We start from the raw sequence: 22,819 nt of genomic DNA on the forward strand, positions 1-22,819 counted from the left end.
CGGTACTCGAAAATCGCCATTTTCACCGCGGCATGCCGCTTTTTGATTGAGGCTCCGGGATCGCTGCAGCGATGCAGCCTACAATACCAGCCCGCCCACGCCCATGCGGGAAAGATCGTCGGCGGACAGCGCAATTCCCGCCATCAGGCGATCCAGCACCCAATCGAGGCTGTTTTCGCGGGCGCTGCGGGCCGATCCGGGCGCGGCGACAATATATTTGCCGTTGTGCCGGCCCAGAATGAGCAGGTTGCCGGGATCGACCGGCATGCCGATGCGCAGGATTTCACCGCCCGAAATATGGATCGATTGCGGCACGATATCCGCCTCGTCGGCAACCGCCGAAGCGCTGAAAATCACGATGATGTCGCAGGCCGGGCCAACCTCTCCGATTGCCGCCGCCAGTGCGGCCTGATCATGCACAACGCGTTTTTCGCACACAAGCGCGCCGCCATTTCTGACAGCCCGCTTTTCCATCAGCTCGCGGGTCTTCTCAAGAACCGTCTCGCGGATCGAAGGGAGGCGCGACTGGATCAGCCCGATCCGCGCGCCATTGAAGGGATGGACGTGAAGCGCCGGCTCCGCATCGAGACCGATTGCCCGCAGCAGGGTCTCCGGCACGGCAAAAGGAATGATCTTGACGGTGGCGATCATCTGACCGGCTTCCACCCGCACGTGATTGCGCAGCGTCGCGATGGAAATGCGCGCATCATGTGCGTTGATGGCATCGATGCGGTCTGCATCTGCCGAAAACACGCCATTCTTCCGGGCATGCAGGTTGACGCGACCGGTCGTGGCATTGCCGATTTCCACATCGGCGGAAGCAACTATGCGCGCGACGGCAAGCGCCGCTTCATCCTCGCCGATGTCGCCCTGTTCCAAGCGTGCGGCCAGAACCGAGCCTATGCCCGCTTCCCGCAGCACAGTGAGGCTGACGGCATCGAGAACCGTGCCTTTGCGTAAGGTCAGCGCCCCCGCCGTCATCGCATAGCCGAGAATTGCACCTTCGGCTTCATCGAGCGGCATTTCGGCAAATATCATGTCTACCCCCAATTCCCTCGTGAAAATCCAATAGAGCATAATCCGGCCAGAGTGAAACCGGGGCGATCAAGTTTATGCGCCGGCGGCTTTGCCAGGCGGGTGTGGCGAATTCGGTAAAATTCCATCACGATCCCGTTTATTCATTGGGTAAACGGCGGTTTTCATCTTGCAAACCCCGTTCTTTGGGCCTATTCGCCACGCCGCACCTGGCAATTGGCACCCCTTTCTATCGCATCGGGGATTGCTCCAATGGCGCGGCCCGCATCAGCGATCAGGCCGGATTGTTCAGGCAAAATGCCCGCGTTCGGGCGCGACATTACGATCCAGCACAATTTTCGTCAGGCACGTGACAAACAGGATTATTCGTTATAACGGTACTTTTGGAAATTTCAGAATTTACCGAAAACTAGGAAATGACGCATGCGCCGGAGATGACACTCTGCGCGCAGGATGGAAAGACAAATGAAACACGGCACCCCCCGGACGATCGTTTCGTTCGCCGTCATGGCCCTCACCGCGTTTCTCGCCGGCTGCGAGAACCAGGTCCTTCTGTCCCCGAAAGGGGAGGTTGGCATGGCAGAGCGCGATCTCATCTTCTTTGCGACCGGCATCATGCTGCTTGTCGTTCTGCCTGTCATCTTCATGACGCTTTACTTCGCATGGAAGTACCGCGCCTCGAATGAAAAGGCGGATTACCAGCCCGACTGGCACCACTCGACCAAGATCGAGCTTGCCGTCTGGCTCATCCCGATGGCGATCATCGTCGTGCTCGGCACGGTGACGTGGATCAGCACCCACAAGCTCGACCCGTATCGCCCGCTGGAATCGAACGCGAAGCCGATCAATGTCGAAGTCGTCGCGCTCGACTGGAAATGGCTTTTCATCTATCCGGATCAGGGCATCGCCACCGTCAATGAGATGGCAATGCCGGTCGATGTGCCGGTCAACTTCAAGCTGACCTCCAGCAACATCATGAACTCCTTCTTCATTCCGCAGCTCGGCAGCCAGGTTTACACCATGCCAAGCATGCAGACGAAGCTGCATCTGGTTGCCAATCACGAGGGCGAGTTCGACGGCATCTCCGCCAATTATAGCGGTCAGGGTTTTGCCCAGATGCGCTTCAAGGCGCATGCCTACAATCAGGCCGACTTCGACAAGTGGGTTGCCGATGTGAAGGCCAGGGCGAATGGCGAAGAGCTGAGCCGCGACCGTTACGCCTCGCTGGTCCAGCCGAGCGAGAAGGTTCCGCCGCAGTTCTTCACCTATAGTGATCAGGCGCTGTTCCACAACATCGTGAACCGCTGCTGGGACGGCAAGTCCGTCTGCCTCGACGATGAAATGCATCGTCAACAGATGATCCGCGAGGCGCGCGCCAATCTGCGCAAGTCTTCGCCTGTCGATTTCAGCCAGTGGGCGAGCGACATCATCTGCGCAGTCCAGCCGCAGCGCCTCTCGCAGCTCGAAAACTGATGTGCCGATCGGCCCGTGACCTCGCATGAGGTCACGGTCATTCGCATTCAATCCCTTGTTTCACGCGGTTCCGGAACGACGGCCCTCTTGTGCCATCCCGGAATTGCTCCAATCGAAGCGTGATAAAAATGTTCGGAAAACTTACGCTCGAAGCGATACCCTATCACGAGCCAATCATCATGGTCACTTTGGCCGCGGTGGCTGGCGGGGGGCTCGCTCTTCTGGCAGCCATTACCTACTACCGCAAATGGGCTCCGCTCTGGAACGACTGGCTGACATCGGTCGACCACAAGCGCATTGGCGTGATGTACATCATCCTGGCGCTCGTGATGCTGTTCCGCGGCTTCTCGGACGCCGTGATGATGCGCGCGCAGCAGGCGCTCGCTTCCGGCGCCAATGAAGGCTTCCTGCCGCCGCACCACTACGATCAGGTCTTCACCGCCCATGGCGTGATCATGATCTTCTTCGTGGCGATGCCCTTCATCGTCGGCCTGATGAACTTCGCCGTGCCGCTTCAGATCGGCGCGCGCGACGTGGCTTTCCCCTACCTCAACTCGCTCAGCTTCTGGCTGACGGTTGCCGGTGCGATCCTCGTCAACATCTCGCTCGGCGTCGGCGAATTCGCCAAGACCGGCTGGCTTGCCTATCCGCCGCTTTCCGGCAAGGAGTTCAGCCCCGATGTCGGGGTGGATTATTATATCTGGGCCTTGCAGATTTCCGGCATGGGCACGCTGCTTTCAGGCGTCAACCTCATCACCACCATCATCAAGATGCGCGCGCCCGGCATGGGCATGATGCAGGTTCCGGTCTTCACCTGGACCGCGCTCTGCTCCAACGTGCTGATCGTTGCGGCCTTCCCGATCCTCACCGTCACGCTGGCGCTCCTGTCGCTCGACCGCTATCTGGATTTCCACTTCTTCACCAATGATGCCGGTGGCAATCCGATGATGTATGTGAACCTCATCTGGATCTGGGGCCACCCGGAAGTCTACATTCTGGTTCTGCCGTGCTTCGGCATTTTCTCGGAAATCGTGGCGACCTTCTCCGGCAAGCGACTGTTCGGCTACAAGTCGATGGTTTACGCCACCGTTGCCATCACCATCCTGTCGTTCCTGGTCTGGGTCCACCACTTCTTCACCATGGGCGGCGGCGCCAACGTCAACGCCTTCTTCGGCGTGGCGACCATGATCATCTCCATCCCGACAGGGGCGAAGGTCTTCAACTGGCTCTTCACCATGTATAAGGGCCGCGTCCGCATGGAAACGCCGGTCATGTGGACCATCGGCTTCATGTGCACCTTCGTCGTCGGCGGCATGACGGGCGTTCTGCTCGCGGTTCCACCGGCGGACTTCGTGCTGCACAACTCGGTATTCCTGATCGCCCACTTCCACAATGTGATCATTTCGGGCGTTCTGTTCGGCTGCTTTGCCGGTCTCGTCTACTGGTGGCCGAAGGCTTTCGGCTTCAAGCTGAACGAACGTCTGGGCAAGAACGCCTTCTGGTGCTGGCTCGTCGGCTTCATCCTCGCCTTCATGCCGCTCTACGTGCTCGGCCTGATGGGCATGACCCGTCGTCTGAACCACACCGAAAACCCGGCATGGCACATCTACCTCATCGTTGCCGCCATCGGCGTTGCGATCATTCTTTGCGGCATCGTGTTCCAGGTTCTGCAGATCGCCATCTCGATCCGCGACCGCGAAAAGCTGCGCGACACCAATGGCGACAGCTGGGGCACGGGCCGCACGCTGGAATGGTCGCTGGCTTCGCCGCCTGCCTTCTACAACTTCGCCGAAGTTCCGCATGTCCGCGATCATGACGGCTGGTGGGACATGAAGCAGAACGGCTATGTGCGCCGCACCGAAAAGTTCGCGCGCATCCACATGCCCAAGAACACCGGCACCGGCTTCATCATCGGCATGCTGAACATTCCGCTCGGCTTTGCCTTGGTCTGGCACATCTGGTGGCTGGCAATCGCCTCCGCCCTCGCTGTGCTGGCCGTTGCCATCGCTCATTCCTTCAATAATGACAGGGACTTTTACGTCTCGGCCGAAGAGGTGCAGGAAGTCGAAGACCTCCGCACCCGGCAACTGACTGCTCAGGAGGCCTGATTCCGATGAGCGCAAGCATTTCGACCGCCGCTCCGTTCACGGGCGGAAACGAGCACCCCGCGCACGAGGACCATCACGACGCAGGGTCGACCACGCTGGTCGGCTTCTGGATCTACCTGATGAGCGACTGCGTCCTGTTCTCGGGGCTTTTTGCAACCTATGCCGTTCTGGCGCATCAGTTCGCGGGCGGCCCGACCGGCCGTGAACTGTTCGACCTGAATTTCGTTCTGATCGAAACCATGCTCCTGCTGGTGTCGTCGCTGACCTATGGTCTGGCCACGCTTTCGATGTTCAAGAAGAACCGCGCAGGCGTGCTGTTCTGGCTGGGCATCACCTTCCTGCTGGGCGCGGCCTTCCTCGCGATGGAAGTCTATGAGTTCAATCACCTGATCCATGAAGGTGCAGGTCCGGGCCGCAGCGCGTTCCTGTCCGCCTTCTTCGCGCTGGTGGGAACTCACGGCCTTCACATCACGTCGGGCCTGATCTGGATTCTGGTGCTTTCCGCCCAGCTTCTGCGTGACGGCCTGACCGAAAAGAACCAGACGCGCGTGATGTGCCTCAGCCTCTTCTGGCACTTCCTGGACATCATCTGGATTGGCGTCTTTACCCTTGTCTATCTGCTGGGTGTACTGTGATGAGCTCTGCACACGAAACACATGATCACGCCACTCACGGCAGCCTGAAGTCCTATCTGATCGGCTTCGTGCTGGCGGTCGTCCTTACCGTCGTTCCTTTCATGCTCGCCATGAACGGCTACTTCACGCCGGGAACCACCGCCGCCATCGTGCTCGGTATCGCCGTCGTCCAGATCCTGGTGCATCTGGTTTATTTCCTGCACCTCGATCCGAAGTCGGAAGGCGGCTGGAACATTCTGGCGCTCATCTTCACGGTCATCATTCTGGCCATCGTGCTTGCAGGCTCCATCTGGGTCATGCATCACCTCGATACCAATATGATGCCGATGTACATGTCGCCGGAAGATATCCGCAATCTGCCGTAAGCTTCATCAAAGGCATTCCCTGCATCGCAACGCTTGCAGGGAATGCTTCTGTGAGCCTCGCGAAACAACTGGCCTGACGGCCCGGCAAGCGGCCTATTAATTAGCCCAGTAAGCAGGCATCCTATCGCGGCTTTATCCTCCCTCTCTCCCCCAAAAGCCGCGTGGCGCCCCGGTTCATTCCGGGGCGCCTTTCTTTTGTGCGCCGAATTGTCGAAATCGCATTGTTAAATTCGAGTAAAATTTATGTAAAATTGATTATATTCATTGTAACGGACAGTTGATGGTCGTATTATCTCATTGCATAAAAGTATAATATACGTCGTAAATTTACCATTATTGAGGGAGTTGTTTGCATCTCGCTGAATATTGGCGTAGTATCAATTTTGTTTGATACTTTATTGCGTCTCTGCGTACTCGCAAATCTGGAGTAGATGCGATGTCATTATTTAAGAAAGTTCTTAATAACAATCGTTTTATCGGCGCCGCGATTGCCGCTGTTGTTCTGGTCACGCCCGCTGTTGCTTCCGCTGCGACGGCCTATGTTTCGGCTGCGGTCAATATACGTTCGGGACCGGGCTCCAACTATGCCCGGCTTGCCGCACTTCCCGCCGGTGCAGCTGTCAATGCCGGTTCCTGCCGCAACGGCTGGTGCCAGATTTATAATGGCAACAGTGTCGGCTGGGTGTCGGCGCGCTATGTCCGTTTCGGTTCCTACGGCGGTACGGCCTATGCCGCGCCGTCCACGACGGCTGTCGTGGTCGACAATGGCTATGATGACGGCTGGGCACCGGGCTTTGGTCTGGGGCTGGCGACGGGCTGGGCGACCGGCGGCTATTGGGGCGGCGGCTATCGGGGGTATGGCTGGCGCGGCGGTCCCAACTATTACAATGGCTGCATCGGGCGCAATTGCCAGTCCTGGCGCGGCGGGCATAATCACTGGAATCCGCGCTGGGGCGTCGGTCCCGCCTGGCGGACGCGGCCGGCAAACCATTATTGGGGGCCGGGTCCGGTAAGACCGCGCTTCACCGCTGGGGGCTTCAACGGCGGCGGCTTCAACCGGCCCGCATTCAACAGGCCTGCATTCAATCGCGGCTTCGGCGGCTTCGGTGGGTTCGGCGGCGGCCATTTCGGCAATATGCGCCCGATCCATTCCGGTCGCTGATCCCACTCGCACACCCGAACTGCTTTCTGTCAGGTCATCCTCCTCCCTCCTCCCGTGACCTGATGGGCGGCCCGCCGACACCCCGCCGGCGGGCCGCACTTTTTTTGAAAATTGCGATTATCGCCGGCTGTCACAGTTTGTGTCCGTTCAACCGAAGCGGGTGGGCGGAGGCGTATGGTAACGTTAATACTCCGTTGACTGAAATGGTCCATATCTAGCGTTGTCGCTTGGAGTTCTGTTCTCCCCATGGTAATCCCTGAAACGTCCTGGGCTGGGGGTGGTGAACGGGACGCTGCCAGGCGACCGCATAGACAGGAACCGGACAGTAACGCGTATGACTTGGAGTAACAGGACGATACAGGGAAAGAGCATCGCCATGCTTTTGCTGGCGGCGCATTTTTCCTCGCTCACGGTGTCGCCTGCGCTGGCATTCGAGCTGTTCGGAATCCGCCTGTGGGGCGAGGACAAGAAGGAAGACCCGGATATCATCGACCCGAAGACCTATACGGTCGAGGTCACGACCACGGGCGACCGCAAGAATGCGGACGGCACTGAAGCCGATCTGAAATCCACCATCGAAGGCGCATCGGGCCTCGTCGCGGATGCGGAGCGGCCCGCTTCGGGTTCCGCCGGTCTGCTGGCCAAGGCGCGCGGCGATTATCGCCGCATTCTGGCAGCGCTTTATGGCGAGGGTCGCTATGGCGGCACCATTTCCATTCTCGTCGATGGCCGCGAGGCGAACGACATTCCCCCCGATGCCGAAATTCCCAACAATGCGAAGGTCGCGATCGCTGTCGATCCCGGCCCGCAGTTTTTGTTCTCGCGCACCGCGATCTCCAATATTGCGCCGCCGCCGGTCGACAAGCGCGATCACGTGCAGTCGCCGGAAGAGGCAGGTTTCGCGCCGGGGCAGGTGGCTCGATCCGGCACCGTCATCAAGGCCGAACGCCTCGCCGTCGAGGCGTGGCGGCAGCAGGGTTACGCCAAGGCGCGTGTGACCGGCGAGGACATCGTGGCGGATCATGCCGACAACCGGGTTTCCGCCGATGTGTCGCTTGATCCGGGACAGAAGGCGCATTACGGCCCGGTCAGCGTGCTCGGTACGGCGCGCATGGACCCGCAATTCGTGGCGTGGATGACCGGGCTGAAAGAAGGCCAGGAATTCGATCCCGACGATATCGAGAAAGCCAAGAAGCGTCTCGGCCGTATGGAAGTCTTCCGTGCGATGAGTTTCGAGGAAGCCGAAAAGATCGAGCCGGACGGCAGCCTGCCGATGACGCTCAACGTGCAGGAGCGAAAACCCCGCCGATTCGGCTTCGGCGCCGAATATTCGACCATCGACGGCTTCGGCCTCACCGGATACTGGATGCACCGCAACCTGTTCGGGCGCGGCGAGCGCCTGCGCTTCGACGCCAAGGTCAGCGGCATTGGCGGCACGCAGGACAATTCCTTCGATCCGAAGAACTTCACCTATCTTCTGGGCACTACGTTCACCAAGCCGGGTGTCTATACGCCGGATACAGACTTTGTTGCCTCGCTTGACGCCAAGCGCGAGGTGCTGGACGCCTATACCGAAACCTCGGTCAATGCGAAAACCGGCTTCACGCAGATATTCAGCGACGAACTGTCGGGCGCGCTTTACGCCAAGGCGAGCCATGGCCGCTTCAACGACGACGTGTTCGGCACCCGCACCTTCACGACGGCGGGGCTTGAGGGCAATCTCCTCTACGACAGCCGCAACAACAAGCCGGACCCGAGTTCGGGCTTCTATCTGGAAGGCAATATCCAGCCCTTCTACGAGTTCCAGTACGGCAATTTTGCCACCCGTTTCACCGCCGAGGGCCGCACCTATTACGGTTTCGGCGAAAAGGACCGGGTGATTCTCGCGGGTCGCTTGAAGGTCGGTTCCATTGTCGGCGCGTCCATCGCGGACCTGCCGCCGAGCCAGCTGTTCCTTGCGGGCGGCGGCGGCTCGGTCCGCGGCTACGGCTATCGCAATATCGGCGTCAGCGCGGGCAATGGCGAAATCGTCGGCGGACGCTCGCTCGTCGAGGCCAATGGCGAAGTGCGCGCCCGCATCACCGATTCCATCGGCGCGGTGGCATTCGTCGATGCCGGTTATGTCGGCGAAAAGTCGTTTCCCGATTTCTCGGAACAGATGCGCGTCGGCGCCGGTGGCGGTCTGCGCTACCTGACCGGCCTTGGGCCGATCCGCCTTGATGTCGCCGTTCCGCTCAACCGCCGCTCGGGCGATCCGAGCTATGGCTTGTACGTAGGTATAGGACAGGCGTTTTGACCAGATTTCTCGCCATCATCGCCTTCATCGCGTTCGCCGTCACGGCAGTTATCTTCGGCTGGCCGGAGCGGGAGGCGCCGGTGCTGGCCCATGCCCAGACGAATGCCCAGACGAATGCGCAGACCAATGGGCAGGCGCAAACGCCGGAAAGCGCGCAGGCCGAGCCCGAAGAAGAGAAATCCTATTTCCTGTCCTTCGTGGAAAGCCAGCTTTCCGCGCCGAACCGCCGCATCTCCATCTCGGGCATCAGCGGCGTTCTGTCTTCGGAAGCAACGGTCGGTTCGATCACCATCGCCGACCGCGAAGGCGTGTGGCTGCGCATCGAGAATGCCAAGCTCAACTGGAGCCGCACCGCACTTCTCGTCGGTCGTCTCAGCATCCAGTCGCTGGCCGCCGAGCGGATCGACTTCATTCGCAAGCCATTGCCGGACAACAGCCTGCCGTCGCCGGAATCCTCCAGCTTCAGCCTGCCGGAACTGCCGATTTCGATCAATCTCGACCAGCTCGCCATTGCCCGCATGCATTTCGGGCCGGAGATTTTCGGTCTTGAATCGGAAGTGGCGGCCAATGGCCGCCTCTCGCTTGCCGATGGCTCGCTGGATTCCAGTTTCGACATCAAGCGGCTCGACGGTCCGGGCGGTACTTTCGCGCTGCGCGCAGCCTATGCCAATGCCGATCAGAAGGTCGATCTCGACCTGAAAGTCTCCGAACCGGCCAACGGCATTGTCGCCAACCTGTTGAACATCGATGGCCGTCCCCCGGTCGATCTCACCCTGACCGGCGCCGGTCCGCTCGACGGGTTGAAGGTCGATCTGGCGCTCGACACCAATGGCAGCCGCACGCTGACCGGCGAATTTACGCTCAACCGGCAAGGTCAGGCGCCCGATGGCGGCCGTGTGTTCTCCGCCCGTTTCAATGGCCCGATTGCCGTGCTGGTGCCGCCGGTCTTCCGCGATTTCTTCGGTGCCGAAACGGTTCTCTCCGCCGATGGCTTCCTCAAGGATGCGGGCGGTTTTCGCCTCGACGATCTGGCGTTGAACAGCGCGGCCCTGAAGCTCAAGGCTTCCGCCGAGACAGGGAACGACCGTTTCCTCAACAAGCTGCGTATTGATGCCACTATTGCCGATGACAGCAAGGGCCGCGTGCTTCTGCCGGTCAAGGGTGCCGAAACCTACATCGACAATGCAAAATTCCAGGTCGCTTACGGTGATCGCCCGACCAATGACTGGACGGGAACGCTTTCGGTTGCCGGTCTCAAGAACGCAACGATTTCTGCCAAGAGCATCGCGCTCGACATGGGCGGCGTTGCCGAAAACCTGGATGACGCCGCCAATCGCCATATCACCTTCAAGGTCAATGGCGGGGTGGACGGCATTTCGGCGGAACGTGCTGAAATCGCCGAGGCGCTCGGAAACAGGATTGCGCTCGCCGTCGACGGCGCGTGGCGCGCCGGTTCGCCGGTCGAGCTTGCAAAGGCCAATATTGCCGGCAATGGTCTGAGCCTCGATCTCAAGGGCAATATTGACGATTTTGCCTTCAATGGCGATATCGCCGCCAAGGTGGCAAGCCTCGCGCCTTTCGGCGCTCTGGCTGGCCGTGACCTCGCGGGCAGCATCGATGTCAACGCCAAGGGCATCGTCCGCCCGATCAGCGGCGCTTTCCAGCTCGACCTCAACGGCACGGCGCAGAACATGCGCACCGGCACTGAGGCCGTGGATCGTATTCTCGACGGCGCGGTCACGCTGGGCGGCGCGCTTGGCCGCAGCAGCGAAGGATTTTCAGCGCGCGATTTCCGCATCGGCAACGAGTTGAGCGAAATCACCGCCAACGGTTCCTTTGCGTCCGACAAGGCCAATTTCGATTTCGGCGTCATGCTGTCCGATCTCAAGCTTCTTTCCGATCAGGCATCGGGCCGGATGACGGTCAAGGGCAGCGCGCGCGGCGACGACAAGCTGATCGCGCTCGCATTGCGCGCCGATGCGCCGCAAGGCACTTTGGCCGGGCGCAAGCTTTCCGAAGGTGGCCTTGATTTCAACGCCATGCTCGACGGCAATGCAAAGACAGGTGCGGCCCTTTCCGGCAAGCTTGCGGGGAGCGCCTTCCTCAACGGCCAGCGCATTGATCTTGGAACGCTGATCGACATCGTCAATGACGAGAAGCGCCTCACCGATCTCGTCTTCAACGCGGGCGGCGCGCATCTTTCCGGCAATGTCACCCAGAGCGCGAAAGGTCTTCTCACCGGCGCGCTGAAGCTTGACGCCCCGGATATTTCCACCGCCGCTGCCCTTGCGCTTGCCGAAGCGACCGGTGCCGCCAATGCCGACATTACGCTTGACGCCACTGACGGACGCCAGAATGCATCCGTCACCGCCAATGCCAAGGGGATAAAGGTAAACGGCAATCGCATCGCCTCGGCTGACATTGCCCTGACGGCAAAGGATCTGTTCGGCGTGCCGGTGGTCGATGGCAATGCTGCGGCGCGCGACATTCTGGTCGGCACTTTCGGCATCGACAGTTTTGACGCCAAGGCCAATGCGACGGGATCGAAGACCGATTTCACGGCCAATACCAGATTGAAGATTGGCACGGTTGCGAGCGCTGCCGGTTCGCTGGAGCCGAAGGATGGCGGTTTTGAACTGGGGCTCGCCTCGGCCAATGTGAAGCAGGGGACGCTCAGCGCCAATCTGGCCGCACCCGCCACCATTTCCATGAAGGGTGAGGAAATCTCCTTCGGCGATATCATCATCAATACGGGCGCGGATGCCAGCGCCGGACAGGTCAAGGTCAACGGCGTGGTCGATGGCCGTCTCGATCTTTCGGTCGCGCTTTCCAATCTGCCGCTGGCGCTCGCCAATACGTTCAAGCCGGAACTGGGCCTTGGCGGCACGGTGAACGGCACGGCCCGCATCACCGGCACCAAGGAAGCGCCCAATGTCGCCTTCGACATGGCGGCGCGCGGCGTGACGGCAGCCGAGCTCAAGAAGCAGGGCATTGCCGCACTCAATGCCGATGCCAAGGGCACTTCCGCGAATAACCGGCTCAATGTCGATGCGCATGTCACCGGGGGCGGCGGCATTGATGTTCGCGCCAATGGCGGCGTGCCGCTCGGTAAGGGCGACCTTGCCGTCGACGTCAATCTCGCCAATCTTCCGCTGGCGGCGCTGAACGGTGCGGTCAAGGGACAGGATCTCGCGGGCAATGTCACCGGAACGGCACGTGTCACCGGACCGCTCACCAATCCGGGGGCAACGTTCAACCTGCGCGGCACCGGCCTTGCCGCCAAGCCGCTGCGCGAGAACGGGCTTGCGCCGCTCACCTTGCAGGCTGCGGGCAGCTATGCAGCCATGGCCCTCGACTTTTCGTCTGTGACCGTCGACGGTCCGCGCGGCCTCAACGTCACCGCTAACGGCAAGGTGCCGTTTTCGGGGCAGGGGCTCGGCGTCAATGTCAATGGCAGCATTCCGCTGGCGCTTGCCAACCGTTTCCTGGCGGATCGCGGCGCGCAGGCAAACGGCACGCTGACGCTGACGGCAAGCGTTTCCGGCGGCTTCGACCGTCCGCAACTGCGCGGCATGTTCTCCACCAATGGGGCAACCTTCGTCGATCCCGACACAAATGTCCGCTTGAACAATATCAATGTCATGGGCAGCATGGATGGCGAAACCATCACGCTGCGCCAGGTCAATGCCGCGCTTGGCAGCGGCGGATCGGTTTCCGCCAGCGGCACGATCTCGACCAATGCGGCGGCGAATTTCCCGGCCAATATCGATATCAAGCTTGATCGCGCCCGCTATGCCGATGGCAAGCTCGTGGTCGCGACGGTCAATGGCGGGATCACGATCAACGGCCCGCTGATGCGCGATCCGCTGATTTCAGGGCGTATTGATGTTGACCGGGCGGAAATCTCGGTGCCGGAAAATCTCGGCGGCGGCGCGGCCTATGTGCCGGTTCGCCACAAGAACACGCCGAAGAATGTTCAGGTGACGCTCGATCGCGCCAAGGTCGAAACGCGCCGCAGCCGGGTGCCGACCCCGACAGCGCGCCCGACCGTGCCCCGCCTTGATGTTCTCATCAACGCGCCGAACCAGATTTTCGTGCGCGGTCGCGGTCTCGATACGGAGCTGGGCGGACGCCTTCGCCTGACCGGGCCTGTGAGCGATATCAAGCCGGTCGGTTCCTTCGACATGATCCGTGGGCGCATCGGCATTCTCGGCCAGCGCATCACCTTCGATGAAGGCCATGTCACGCTGGTGGGCGATCTCAATCCGCAGCTCAACTTCGTCGCCCGTTCGGAAGGCAATGAAATCACCGCAATCGTGACGGTGACGGGTACGGTCGACAATCTCGACATCAAGTTCTCGTCGACGCCGGAACTGCCGCAGGACGAAGTGCTGGCGCAGCTGATCTTCAAGCGCTCCATCGGCGAATTGTCGGCGTTCCAGATCGCGCAGCTTGCCGCAGCCGCAGCCGAACTTGCCGGCGGTTCCAATAACTCGCTGATGAACAAGCTGCGCGCCGGGACAGGTCTCGATGATCTTGATGTGGTGACGGATGAGAAGGGCCAGACGGCGGTTCGCGCCGGGCGCTATATCCGCGACAACATCTATCTGGGGGTGGAAGCGGGTTCCGGCGGCTCGACCAAGGGCACCGTCAATCTCGACATTACCCGCAATCTGAAGGCCAAGGGCGCGCTGGGAGCGGAAGGCGATTCCAGCGGCGGCATCTTCTACGAAAAAGATTATTGATCGCCGTAAACAATGAATGCGACAGGCCGGGTTTCACGACCCGGCTTTTTGCTGTCCGGGAACAACCCTGAATAGCGCACTGAGGCAAAAGACATAATTTTGCCATCAAAAAGCCGCTTCTGACGCACGCTCGACACATTTGCCTTGATTTTTAAATCGATTGAATGTGGCTGGTCACTGCAATTCTAGCTTTAAACCGCAATTTTCCGACACGTTTGCGCGAGTTGTTTAACCCTTCCTCAACCATAAGAACGCAAATTGATGTTCAATATGGCGGTCGCGCTGCGGCTGTTTTTCAACCCTCGTTTCATCCCTTGTTTCAGGGCCAGTTGCATGTCGAAGTCGCGTGATGATCTAAGCCGCCGCCATTTCCTTTTGGGTACCGGAGCCGTTCTCCTCACCGGCGCTGCCGGTTGTTCGCAGACGATGGACATGTCTGCCTTCCAGATGAATATCGACCCGATGTCGACGGGCGGCATCACGCCGATGCGTCCGCAGATCAGCGTTGACCGCGACATCACCACGCCGGACGTCATGTACGCCGCCGTGCAGGAGGGACCGTACTCGCTGCCGGCGATCCCCTATCAGAAAGTGCCGAAGGAGTTCCGCCGCCAGATCGTGCCGGACCCGACGGGACAGGCGCCGGGAACCATTGTGGTCAGCCTCAAGGACCATCTTCTCTATTACGTGCTGCCGGGCGGCGAAGCGCTGCGTTATGGCATCGGGATCGGCAAGGCGGGTTTCGAGTGGTCGGGACGCGCCAATGTCCAGTACAAGAAGCAATGGCCGGTCTGGACGCCGCCGCCGGAAATGATCCAGCGCAAGCCGGAACTGGCAAAATATCGCAACGGCCAGGAACCCGGACCGCAGAACCCGCTCGGCGCGCGCGCGCTCTATATTTTCCAGAATGGCCGCGATACGGGCTACCGCATCCACGGCTCGCCGGAATGGTGGTCGATCGGCCAGTCCATGTCGTCCGGCTGTATCCGCCTGATGAACCAGGACATTATCGACCTTTACAACCGTGTGCAGGGTAAGGCGCCGATCATCGTAGCGTAAGTACTTGGTTTGCCGGAACGAAAAAGGCCGCGCCTGATCAGGCGCGGCCTTTTCTATTTCAGTGTCAGCACGATTATTCGAAGCGCACCGACTTCGGCATAGCCTCGCCAAGCTCGACGAAATGGCGCAGCTCGGCGCGCAGGATTTCAGCCGAAGCCATATGAACCTGGCGCTGCGGCGCGCTGTCGTTCTGCGCGATCTGGGTGGATACGCCCGGCATGACGAACGCTCCTGCGGTCAGGACGAGGGCGGCGGCAATGCCGAGACGTCGTTCGGTTCTGGCCTGCATTTCTATCTCCTTGCGCCGATGGGCGGCGACTAAAATCTCGAATCACGTTCATTCGCAAGACGCTGGGACTTTTCCGGCCCGTGTCGGGTCAGTGAAAAGTCGCGCGCTGCGTAAAATTCAAAGCGCTGTCGATGGCATGGACCGGTATTGGCAGCAAAGTCTGGCCGAAATCGGCCAGCGTCCCGGCAAAATTGCGCGCGGCCTCTGCCACATCGTCGCAGCGCCGCGGGCAGGCGATGGCCGCCAGGCACGTATCGAGCAGCAGCGCGTCCTGATTCTGGAGGCCGGAAATCAGCCCCAGCGTCAGGCATTCCTCGCGGCAGACATGGTGTGAATCGAAGGGAAAGGCGCGCAGCGGACAGACCGCGCAATGACGCAGGACGCGGATGGAATGCGACAGCTCGCCCACCGCCTGTTTCGCCTCGGAAGGTCCGAGCAGTTCCGAATAGAGACCCCAGGTCATTTCCCACGGAATGATGGAACCCGTTTCGAAACCCGCGATCCAGCGGCGATAGCCTTCCAGCACCAGCTTTTCCGGCAGGCGGTCGAAATAGCCCGCGCTGTTGGCGCCGTTCAATTGGGATATGCGCATATTCATGCGGGCCTCCCCGAAAAGAGACCGGACGGGGAAATATGCCCACAGGCAAAGGCCGTCGCAGAAGCGGAAACCTGCCTGCTGCGCGAGGGCTGTTCCGTTTCCCCCCGCATATTGTGATATCCGGCCGGCAAGAGACCCGGCTGCCGATGCGTAGTTCTAAAGGGCAGCCCGTCAATATTTGCGGACCGGCATTCGCCGAGACCAACCATAGGGTCCTCCAATCGAAAGGGTTCAAGGCCCAGACATCAAAGGTCGTACAAAGATTTGCACCATGCATAAAAGCCTCCAATTTAACTGGAGTCAACAGGTATAGTTTAAAATTATTTTATATATCAATAATTTAGAATTATTCTATACTATTTTTATCATGTTTACAGTGTCCGGAAAGGAACGCAACCGCTGCGGGGGTTCAGCGGTTGCGGCATACGGGCGCATGCGCGGAGGGAGAGGGTCGCATATCACACGCCCGCTGCTGGGGATCGAGGCCCTTCGGCCTCGAAATGCGCGATATGCCGGTCAGTGGCCGGAATGTTCGTCCTTTTTCCCGTTCTGCGCCGTCACCGGAAAGTCGATGGTGACCTTGCCCGCCTTTTCAAATTCCAGCGTGACCGGAACGGTCTCGCCTTCCTTGTAAGGCTTCTCCGGCTGGATGAACATGAGGTGATAGCCGCCGGATTTCAGCTCGACCGTTGCACCCGCCGGAATCTCCAGACCGCCTTCAATCGGGCGCATCTTCATCACGTCGTTCTGCATCGACATTTCGTGGATTTCAACGCGCTTGACGTCTTTGGTGGTCACGGAAACCAGCTTGTCGGCTTCCTTGCCGTCATTGGCGATGGTGAGAAACCCGCCAGCAACCTTGGCGCCGGGAACCATGGCGCGCACCGAGGGAGCCGTGATTTCCAGTTCACCGAGCTTGGTCGGTGCCGCCGCCTGCATGGAGGCATGGTCCATCTTGCCCATCTGGCCATGATCGCCGTGACCGCCGCCGTGTTCGCCGTGTTGGTCATCGGCACCGGCGGCCTTCACCAGAAGCTGCGGCGCGGGATGTTCGAGATCGTGCGGGTTCTGGCCGTCCTTCGGCACTTCCGTCCAGGCAACCGATGCGGTGCTTCCGCAAAGCTGCGTCACGGGGAAGGAAAGCGTCGTGTCCTTGTCGAACTTGGCGAGCTGGCCGACGACGGTGAACTCGTCATAGAAATCGCCCGGCAGGTTGCCATCGGTGAAGCGGACTTCCTTTACGCCGGAGGTCACATCCTTGCCGTGCACCTTGTAGCTCCGGGCATAGTCGCCCTTGACGATCTCGATCTTCCATCCGGCCTTGACCTGCGGCTGCGCCGAGAGGAAGCCTTCGGGAAGCTCGATCTTCACTTCGGTCGTGGCCATGCCGTCGCAGCCATGTGGCACGCGGAAGGTCGCCTTGTAGAAGCTGCCCGCCTTGGCTTCGCTTTGGTCGAGGGAGGAGTGGGCGTTGGCGATGCCGGCGGAAACGCAGGCGGCAGCGAGCGAAATCGCCGATGCGAAAAGACGATGGTTCTTCATTGTTTCAAACCTGAATAATCATTGATAGGCACGCCGATACAGGGTTCGGGCGCGTTCATTCCGAATGCGGGGGCATTCGTTCAAAAGATCATATTCAGGCGAGAGGCGGCGCTTGCGGCGGTGCCGATGGCGGATAGGGGCTGTGCCGCAGGATCGGTTGCGGCGGCACGATGCCGGTTGCCATCGCGACATGCGGGGCGGCACCGGTGGAACCGGCAGGCGCCGGACACAGGAAGGCTGCAGAAATCCGGCAGGCTTCGCAACTATTGTTGTCCAGATGCCTGTCGTGACCCTGTTGGTTGGGATCGGAGCCATGATCGCCGATGCAGAGCACCGGATAGCTGCCGTCCGGCAACTGGTATTGTGCGATCTGATAACCGTCGGGTGCATTGAGATTGACGGGCTTGTGTGCAAAGGCGACGAACATCAGGGCGAATACGCTGAGGATGCGTATCGCCAGAGACATCCGGTATGGGCCGATGCTCGTCTTCAACTCAAAGCTTCTCCATTCAAGCCGAGTTTACCTAGCCTATGAGAGCCGTCTTTGCCAAGCATCAAACAGAAACGGCGCGAATTGGTCGCGCCGTTTCTGCTTTCCAGCGGTCGGGGGAGGATGCGCTGGACGTCAGGACGGATGCGCTCGGTTCGCGCTTCCGCCCCGTTTGATCCATGCGGGTCAGAGGATCACCGGTTTGTTTTACGCATGTCTTTCTCCCAAAACTGGTTCCCGCGTTTGGGAGACATGCTCTAGATCGCCCGCTTCTTCATCTGTTCGGCGATATAGTCCGCCTGACGGATGGCGAGCGCCACGATGGTCAGGGTCGGGTTTTCCGCCCCGCCGGTGGTGAACTGGCTGCCGTCGGAAACGAACAGGTTCTTGATGTCGTGTGTCTGCCCGTGCTTGTTCACCACGCCATCCTGCGGCTTTTCGCTCATCCGGTTGGTGCCGAGATTGTGCGTCGAGGGATAGGGCGGCGTCGGGAAGGTGCGGATCGCGCCGACGGCTTCGTAAAGCGCCTTGCCCTGCGCATAGGCATGGTTGCGCATGGCAATATCGTTCGGGTGATCGTCATAATAGACATCGGGAACCGGCAGGCCGTGTTCGTCCTTCACATCCTTGCTGAGCGTGATGCGGTTTTTCTCCTGCGGCATGTCTTCGCCGACGATCCACAGGCCCGCCATGTTGACATAATCGTCGAGCGCCGAGGCGAAGCCGCGCCCCCAGCCGCCGGGATTGAGGAAAGCCGCCATGAAGGGCAGGCCGAGCGAGATGGTTTCCATCTCGTAGCCGCCGACGAAACCGCGTTTCGGATTATGCGCGGCCTCGTCGCGGATGATGCCTGCCATGGTGGTGCCGCGATACATGTGCACCGGCTTTTCAAACGAGGCATAGACCGAGCCGGTGGTGTGGCGCATATAGTTGCGCCCGACCTGTCCCGATGAATTGGCAAGGCCATCCGGGAATTTCGACGAGGCCGAGTTCAGCAGCAGGCGCGGGCTTTCGATCGAATTGCCCGCCACGCAGACGACGCGCGCTTTCTGGAAATGCTGCTTGCCGTCCTTGTCGGCATAGAGCACGCCCGTCACCTTGCCCGCCGCATTGTGCTCGATCTTGAGCGCCGTGCATTCCGGGCGAACTTCCAGCTTGCCGGTTTCCTCACCCTTCGGGATTTCCGTATAGAGCGTCGACCATTTCGCGCCCCATTTGCAGCCCTGGAAGCAGAAGCCGGTCTGCTGGCAGCCCATGCGGTCATCGCGCGGGGCGGAGTTGATCGCCATGCGGCCCGTATGGCATTCCTTGTAGCCGAGCTTGTCGGCGCCCGCCTTCAGCACCTTGAAATTGTTGTTGCCGGGCAGGCCCTCGATCCCGTTGGTGCGGGTGACGCCCATCTTGTCTTCCGCCTTGGCGTAATAAGGCTCCAGTTCGGCGAGCGTTATCGGCCAGTCGAGCAGGTTCGCCCCCTCGACCTTGCCGTAATGGGTAAGCGCCTGGAACTCGTAATCCTGAAAGCGCAGCGATGCGCCCGCCCAGTGCGTGGTGGTGCCGCCGACCGCCTTTACGATCCATGCGGGCAGGTTCGGGAAATCGTGCGACACGCGCCAGCTGCCCGATGTGGTGCGCTTGTCGAGCCAGGCGAGCTGGTCGAAACTGTCCCATTCGTCATTGATGAAATCTTCGAACTCGTGGCGTTTGCCCGCTTCCAGAATAACGACGTCGATGCCTTTCTGGGCCAGTTCGTTGCCGAGCGTGCCGCCGCCTGCACCCGAGCCGATGATGACGACGACCTTGTCGTCCTTGAGATCATATGGAGCAGCCATTGTTTCCTCCCAATGCTTTCCCGTTTCCGCAAGACGTGATGCGTCTGCCGGACGGTGTGCCGCTTTGAAATTGGTATGTTGCGCCGGGGCGCTTACAGCCATTCGATATCGTCGAAGCCGCGCTGGATGTAGCCGCCCTTGGAATAGGCCTCGCCCTCGTAGCCGAAGAGCGGCCAGATTTCCTTCTGGTTGTAGAGGCCGGTGACAAGCCCGCTACGCACCTTCTGGAAGAAGGGGCTCTTCTCGATATCGCGCAGGATCGCGACGCGCTCCTCCTCCCAGCCAAGCCCAAGATAGCCTCCGGCTCCCGCCCGCTTGTCCAGATCGGCAACACCGTCCTCGATCAGCTTCTTGAGCGTCTCGTCCTTGGCGGAATCCGCGTCATAGGGCTTGACGGCGATGGCGTAGAAACGGTCGGGCAGCTTGTCATGCGGGTAGATGTCGCGCGCAAGCTGGATCAGGGTCGCCATGGTTTCGGGCTTGAGCGTGGTGCTCTCAAGCGCCCATGCGAATTGCGGGCAGATGACGGCATTGCCGCTGATGACCAGCATGGCGCCGAGGCTGAGCCCCGCGCCGCGCTTGAGAATGTCGCGGCGCGACAGCGTCTTTTTCTCCCGGGTGGAAAGACCGTCGAAAACGGTTGTCATTCGGTTCTCCTCCATTGCTTGCCCGTCCGGAATGGGCGGGCTGGCTGTTTGCGCTGCCGGGGCGGGCCCCGGAAACGCTGGCGTTCATCGTCTTGCGGGCCGCTCCTCCCGGCCATGGAAGACGATGGGCGCGGCCTACTGGTAACGGCCGCCGCGTTGCAGAACTTCGATCTTGTAGCCGTCCGGGTCTTCCGCGAAGAAGAAGCGGGCAAGCTGCACGCCATTGTTCTTGAAATCGACAAGCTTGCCGACCTTGAAGCCAAGTTCCGTGAAGCGGGCATGTTCGGCATCGACGTCATCGACCACGACGGCGAGATGGCCATAACCATCGCCCAGATTGTATGGCTCGGTGCGACCCTTGTTGACCGTCAGCTCCACTTCGAAATCGGCTTCGGCATTGCGCAGATAGATCAGCGTGAAGGTTTCGAAATCGATGCGCTCGGCAATATCGAGGCCAAAGGCCCGGTTGTAGAAGGAAACGGATTTTTCCTCGTCGAGAACACGGATCATCGAATGAATGGCTTTGGCCACAAGCTACTCCTGTTTCTTTCGCCGCTTCGTCAAATGCGGCTTGCGATTGTCTTGCTGGTTGTCGATTATGGAAGAAAAAACCACGGCGTGGTGGCAATCGGCTACCACAGCCAAGTTCGTGCTCTTAATGAATGGAGGAACCCATGTGCAAGGTTTTCGCCGAGCAGGACCCGGAAGGCTACCGGCAGATCAATCGCTCCGTGCGCATAGGCGGCCATTCCACCAGCATTCAGCTGGAGGCCACCTTCTGGCGCCTGCTGGACGAGATCGCGGCCAGCCAGAACCTGACCACGCCGCGCTTCATCTCGACGCTTTACGATGAGGCGCTGGAGGCCAATGGCGCGATCCCCAACTTCGCCTCCATGCTGCGCACGACCTGCGCGCTCTATCTCATGGGCCATCGCCCCGAAGCTGCCGTCTGCGAGGAAGCGGCCTGAACAGGCCCGGCCAGGGGCATTGGCCTTTTGATCAAAAGGGAATAGGGGAGTAGGGGAATAGGGCAGTAAGGCAGTAGGGCAATATGTTCTCATACATACTCCTTTACTCCCCTATTCCCTTACTGCCTTCACTAAAGGAATCGAAATGGCAAGCGTAACACGCGAACAGGTTCAGGAGCGGCTGCAGGCCGTAACGGGACCGGATTTCGAAAGCGATGTCGTGTCGCTCGGACTGGTGTCGGATATTTTCATTGCCGACGGCAAGGTCTTCTTCTCCATCACGGTTCCGGCAGAACGCGCCGACGCGCTGGAGCCGATGCGGCTTGCTGCCGAAAAGGCCGTGAAGGAAATTCCGGGCGTCACCGGCGCACTGGTCACGCTCACGGCGGAAAAGAAGGGCGGGCGCACCAGCGACGACGCGCCGCCGCCACCCAGACCGCAACCGGCACCGCGGCCCGTCGCCGTTTCGGGACAGGGCGCACACGCACATGGCCATGCGCATGCGCCGCAGCCGCAGCGCGCGGCGGCGAAGCCGGGCATTCCGGGCGTCGGCGCGATCATCGCCGTTGCATCGGGCAAGGGTGGCGTCGGCAAGTCGACCACGGCGGTCAATCTGGCGCTCGGCCTTGCCGCCAATGGGCTGAAGGTCGGCATTCTGGACGCCGATATTTACGGGCCGTCCATGCCGCGCCTGCTCGGTCTTTCCGGCCGTCCGGAAGCGATTGAGGGCCGCACGCTGAAGCCGATGGAAAATTACGGCGTCAAGGTCATGTCCATGGGCTTCATGGTTGATGAGGAAACGCCGATGATCTGGCGCGGGCCGATGGTCATGTCGGCGCTGACACAGATGCTGCGCGAAGTCGCCTGGGGCGAGCTTGACGTGCTGGTGGTCGACATGCCGCCCGGCACCGGCGACGCACAGCTTACCATGGCGCAGCAGGTGCCGCTGGCGGGCGCCGTTATCGTTTCGACACCGCAGGACCTGGCGCTGATCGATGCGCGCAAGGGGCTGAACATGTTCCGCAAGGTGGATGTGCCGCTTCTCGGCATCGTCGAGAACATGAGCTATTTTATCGCGCCCGACACCGGCGCGCGCTACGATATTTTCGGCAACGGAGGCGCGCGCAGGGAAGCCGAACGGCTGAACGTGCCGTTCCTCGGCGAAGTGCCGCTGCACATGGATGTCCGCGCCTATTCGGACGCCGGCACGCCGATCACGGTCAAGGACCCGGACAGCGAACACGCGAAAATCTATCGCGAGATTGCCCGGAAGGTTTGGGAAAACATGAAGGGCGGCAAGAGCGCCCGCGCAGCGCCGGCGATTGTGTTCGATTAAGGGGTTAAGGCAGTAGGGCAGTAAGGCAGTATGTTAAGGGAATAGGGGAGTAAGGGAGTAGGGGAATATGTTTTGGTTGCGGACGACCGCAACGCACATATCCTTCTCTGCCCTACTGCCCTACTGCCCTACTGCCCTACTGCCCTACTGCCCTACTGCCCTACTGCCCTACTGCCCTACTGCCCTACTGCCCTACTGCCCTACTGCCCTACTGCCCTACTGCCCTACTGCCCTACTGCCCT

At 60.4% G+C, this 22,819-nt stretch carries 18 protein-coding genes; 10 read left to right on the forward strand and 8 right to left on the reverse strand.

All coding sequences use genetic code 11. From position 1 onward, the window contains the following. Positions 1-78: 78 nt before the first annotated feature. The gene (locus tag J9800_RS19670) at positions 79-1,038 is read right to left on the reverse strand and encodes a molybdopterin-binding protein (RefSeq protein ID WP_114214368.1); all 960 of its coding nucleotides are present in this window, start codon (positions 1,036-1,038) and stop codon (positions 79-81) included. 462 nt (positions 1,039-1,500) lie between these two features. On the opposite strand from J9800_RS19670, the gene cyoA reads away from it, so the two are divergent. The 8 genes from cyoA to J9800_RS19710 all read left to right on the forward strand — a co-directional run bounded on the left by cyoA (position 1,501) and on the right by J9800_RS19710 (position 14,878). Next, positions 1,501-2,508 carry a ubiquinol oxidase subunit II gene (gene cyoA / locus J9800_RS19675; protein WP_114214367.1) on the forward strand — a complete coding sequence of 336 codons (1,008 nt, stop codon included), beginning with the start codon at positions 1,501-1,503 and terminating at the stop codon, positions 2,506-2,508. Between the two features lie 128 nt (positions 2,509-2,636). Further along, positions 2,637-4,616, forward strand: a complete 1,980-nt coding sequence (gene cyoB / locus J9800_RS19680) for a cytochrome o ubiquinol oxidase subunit I (protein WP_114214366.1) — start codon at positions 2,637-2,639, stop codon at positions 4,614-4,616. A 5-nt stretch (positions 4,617-4,621) separates the two neighbouring features. Continuing rightward, positions 4,622-5,251, forward strand: a complete 630-nt coding sequence (cyoC, locus tag J9800_RS19685; protein WP_112588603.1) for a cytochrome o ubiquinol oxidase subunit III — start codon at positions 4,622-4,624, stop codon at positions 5,249-5,251. Next, positions 5,251-5,616 (forward strand): cytochrome o ubiquinol oxidase subunit IV, encoded by a 366-nt coding sequence (gene cyoD, locus J9800_RS19690; protein WP_114214365.1) that lies wholly within the window; start codon positions 5,251-5,253, stop codon positions 5,614-5,616. The genes cyoC and cyoD overlap by 1 nt, the downstream gene beginning before the upstream one ends. A 436-nt stretch (positions 5,617-6,052) precedes the next feature. Next, positions 6,053-6,778 carry an SH3 domain-containing protein gene (locus tag J9800_RS19695; protein WP_114214364.1) on the forward strand — a complete coding sequence of 242 codons (726 nt, stop codon included), beginning with the start codon at positions 6,053-6,055 and terminating at the stop codon, positions 6,776-6,778. A 334-nt stretch (positions 6,779-7,112) separates the two neighbouring features. Beyond that, positions 7,113-9,074: an autotransporter assembly complex protein TamA gene (locus tag J9800_RS19700; RefSeq protein ID WP_502696692.1), complete on the forward strand. Its 1,962-nt coding sequence runs from the start codon at positions 7,113-7,115 to the stop codon at positions 9,072-9,074. Further along, the gene (locus tag J9800_RS19705; protein ID WP_114214362.1) at positions 9,071-13,819 is read left to right on the forward strand and encodes a translocation/assembly module TamB domain-containing protein; all 4,749 of its coding nucleotides are present in this window, start codon (positions 9,071-9,073) and stop codon (positions 13,817-13,819) included. The genes J9800_RS19700 and J9800_RS19705 overlap by 4 nt, the downstream gene beginning before the upstream one ends. A gap of 333 nt (positions 13,820-14,152) precedes the next feature. After that, positions 14,153-14,878, forward strand: a complete 726-nt coding sequence (locus J9800_RS19710) for a L,D-transpeptidase (protein WP_114214640.1) — start codon at positions 14,153-14,155, stop codon at positions 14,876-14,878. Between the two features lie 73 nt (positions 14,879-14,951). On the opposite strand, the gene J9800_RS19715 is transcribed toward J9800_RS19710, so the two are convergent. The 7 genes from J9800_RS19715 to J9800_RS19745 all read right to left on the reverse strand — a co-directional run bounded on the left by J9800_RS19715 (position 14,952) and on the right by J9800_RS19745 (position 20,804). Then, complete coding sequence (locus tag J9800_RS19715) at positions 14,952-15,167, reverse strand: hypothetical protein (protein WP_114214361.1); 216 nt, start codon at positions 15,165-15,167, stop codon at positions 14,952-14,954. 88 nt (positions 15,168-15,255) lie between these two features. Next, positions 15,256-15,765 (reverse strand): hypothetical protein, encoded by a 510-nt coding sequence (locus J9800_RS19720; protein WP_210845914.1) that lies wholly within the window; start codon positions 15,763-15,765, stop codon positions 15,256-15,258. Positions 15,766-16,281: 516 nt separating this feature from the next. Continuing rightward, positions 16,282-17,307: a DUF1775 domain-containing protein gene (locus J9800_RS19725; protein WP_114214360.1), complete on the reverse strand. Its 1,026-nt coding sequence runs from the start codon at positions 17,305-17,307 to the stop codon at positions 16,282-16,284. 94 nt (positions 17,308-17,401) lie between these two features. After that, positions 17,402-17,800, reverse strand: a complete 399-nt coding sequence (locus J9800_RS19730) for a hypothetical protein (RefSeq protein ID WP_114214359.1) — start codon at positions 17,798-17,800, stop codon at positions 17,402-17,404. Positions 17,801-18,054: 254 nt separating this feature from the next. Then, complete coding sequence (locus tag J9800_RS19735) at positions 18,055-19,626, reverse strand: GMC family oxidoreductase (protein WP_112588619.1); 1,572 nt, start codon at positions 19,624-19,626, stop codon at positions 18,055-18,057. A gap of 92 nt (positions 19,627-19,718) precedes the next feature. After that, a complete protein-coding gene (locus tag J9800_RS19740; protein WP_112588621.1) occupies positions 19,719-20,273 on the reverse strand; it encodes a gluconate 2-dehydrogenase subunit 3 family protein in 555 nt (184 codons plus the stop codon). Between the two features lie 135 nt (positions 20,274-20,408). Next, positions 20,409-20,804 (reverse strand): VOC family protein, encoded by a 396-nt coding sequence (locus J9800_RS19745; RefSeq protein WP_114214358.1) that lies wholly within the window; start codon positions 20,802-20,804, stop codon positions 20,409-20,411. A gap of 143 nt (positions 20,805-20,947) precedes the next feature. Between J9800_RS19745 and J9800_RS19750 the strand changes: the two genes are divergently transcribed. Both J9800_RS19750 and apbC read left to right on the forward strand, forming a co-directional pair. After that, complete coding sequence (locus J9800_RS19750) at positions 20,948-21,241, forward strand: ribbon-helix-helix domain-containing protein (protein WP_006471202.1); 294 nt, start codon at positions 20,948-20,950, stop codon at positions 21,239-21,241. 145 nt (positions 21,242-21,386) lie between these two features. Further along, positions 21,387-22,577 (forward strand): iron-sulfur cluster carrier protein ApbC, encoded by a 1,191-nt coding sequence (apbC, locus tag J9800_RS19755; RefSeq protein ID WP_114214357.1) that lies wholly within the window; start codon positions 21,387-21,389, stop codon positions 22,575-22,577. Positions 22,578-22,819: the final 242 nt, after the last annotated feature.

The sequence above is a fragment of the Ochrobactrum sp. AP1BH01-1 genome (genome assembly GCF_018066705.1).
Lineage (GTDB): Bacteria > Pseudomonadota > Alphaproteobacteria > Rhizobiales > Rhizobiaceae > Brucella.

What these genes read in the sequence shown, in the direction of transcription:
- J9800_RS19735 (WP_112588619.1), bottom strand. Translation starts at nt 19,626, where the DNA reads ATGGCTGCTCCATATGATCTCAAGGACGACAAGGTCGTCGTCATCATC.
- J9800_RS19725 (WP_114214360.1), bottom strand. Translation starts at nt 17,307, where the DNA reads ATGAAGAACCATCGTCTTTTCGCATCGGCGATTTCGCTCGCTGCCGCC.
- J9800_RS19750 (WP_006471202.1), top strand. Translation starts at nt 20,948, where the DNA reads ATGTGCAAGGTTTTCGCCGAGCAGGACCCGGAAGGCTACCGGCAGATC.
- cyoC (WP_112588603.1), top strand. Translation starts at nt 4,622, where the DNA reads ATGAGCGCAAGCATTTCGACCGCCGCTCCGTTCACGGGCGGAAACGAG.
- J9800_RS19700 (WP_502696692.1), top strand. Translation starts at nt 7,113, where the DNA reads ATGACTTGGAGTAACAGGACGATACAGGGAAAGAGCATCGCCATGCTT.
- apbC (WP_114214357.1), top strand. Translation starts at nt 21,387, where the DNA reads ATGGCAAGCGTAACACGCGAACAGGTTCAGGAGCGGCTGCAGGCCGTA.
- cyoD (WP_114214365.1), top strand. Translation starts at nt 5,251, where the DNA reads ATGAGCTCTGCACACGAAACACATGATCACGCCACTCACGGCAGCCTG.
- J9800_RS19740 (WP_112588621.1), bottom strand. Translation starts at nt 20,273, where the DNA reads ATGACAACCGTTTTCGACGGTCTTTCCACCCGGGAGAAAAAGACGCTG.
- cyoB (WP_114214366.1), top strand. Translation starts at nt 2,637, where the DNA reads ATGTTCGGAAAACTTACGCTCGAAGCGATACCCTATCACGAGCCAATC.
- J9800_RS19695 (WP_114214364.1), top strand. Translation starts at nt 6,053, where the DNA reads ATGTCATTATTTAAGAAAGTTCTTAATAACAATCGTTTTATCGGCGCC.
- J9800_RS19715 (WP_114214361.1), bottom strand. Translation starts at nt 15,167, where the DNA reads ATGCAGGCCAGAACCGAACGACGTCTCGGCATTGCCGCCGCCCTCGTC.
- J9800_RS19720 (WP_210845914.1), bottom strand. Translation starts at nt 15,765, where the DNA reads ATGAATATGCGCATATCCCAATTGAACGGCGCCAACAGCGCGGGCTAT.
- J9800_RS19670 (WP_114214368.1), bottom strand. Translation starts at nt 1,038, where the DNA reads ATGATATTTGCCGAAATGCCGCTCGATGAAGCCGAAGGTGCAATTCTC.
- J9800_RS19710 (WP_114214640.1), top strand. Translation starts at nt 14,153, where the DNA reads ATGTCGAAGTCGCGTGATGATCTAAGCCGCCGCCATTTCCTTTTGGGT.
- cyoA (WP_114214367.1), top strand. Translation starts at nt 1,501, where the DNA reads ATGAAACACGGCACCCCCCGGACGATCGTTTCGTTCGCCGTCATGGCC.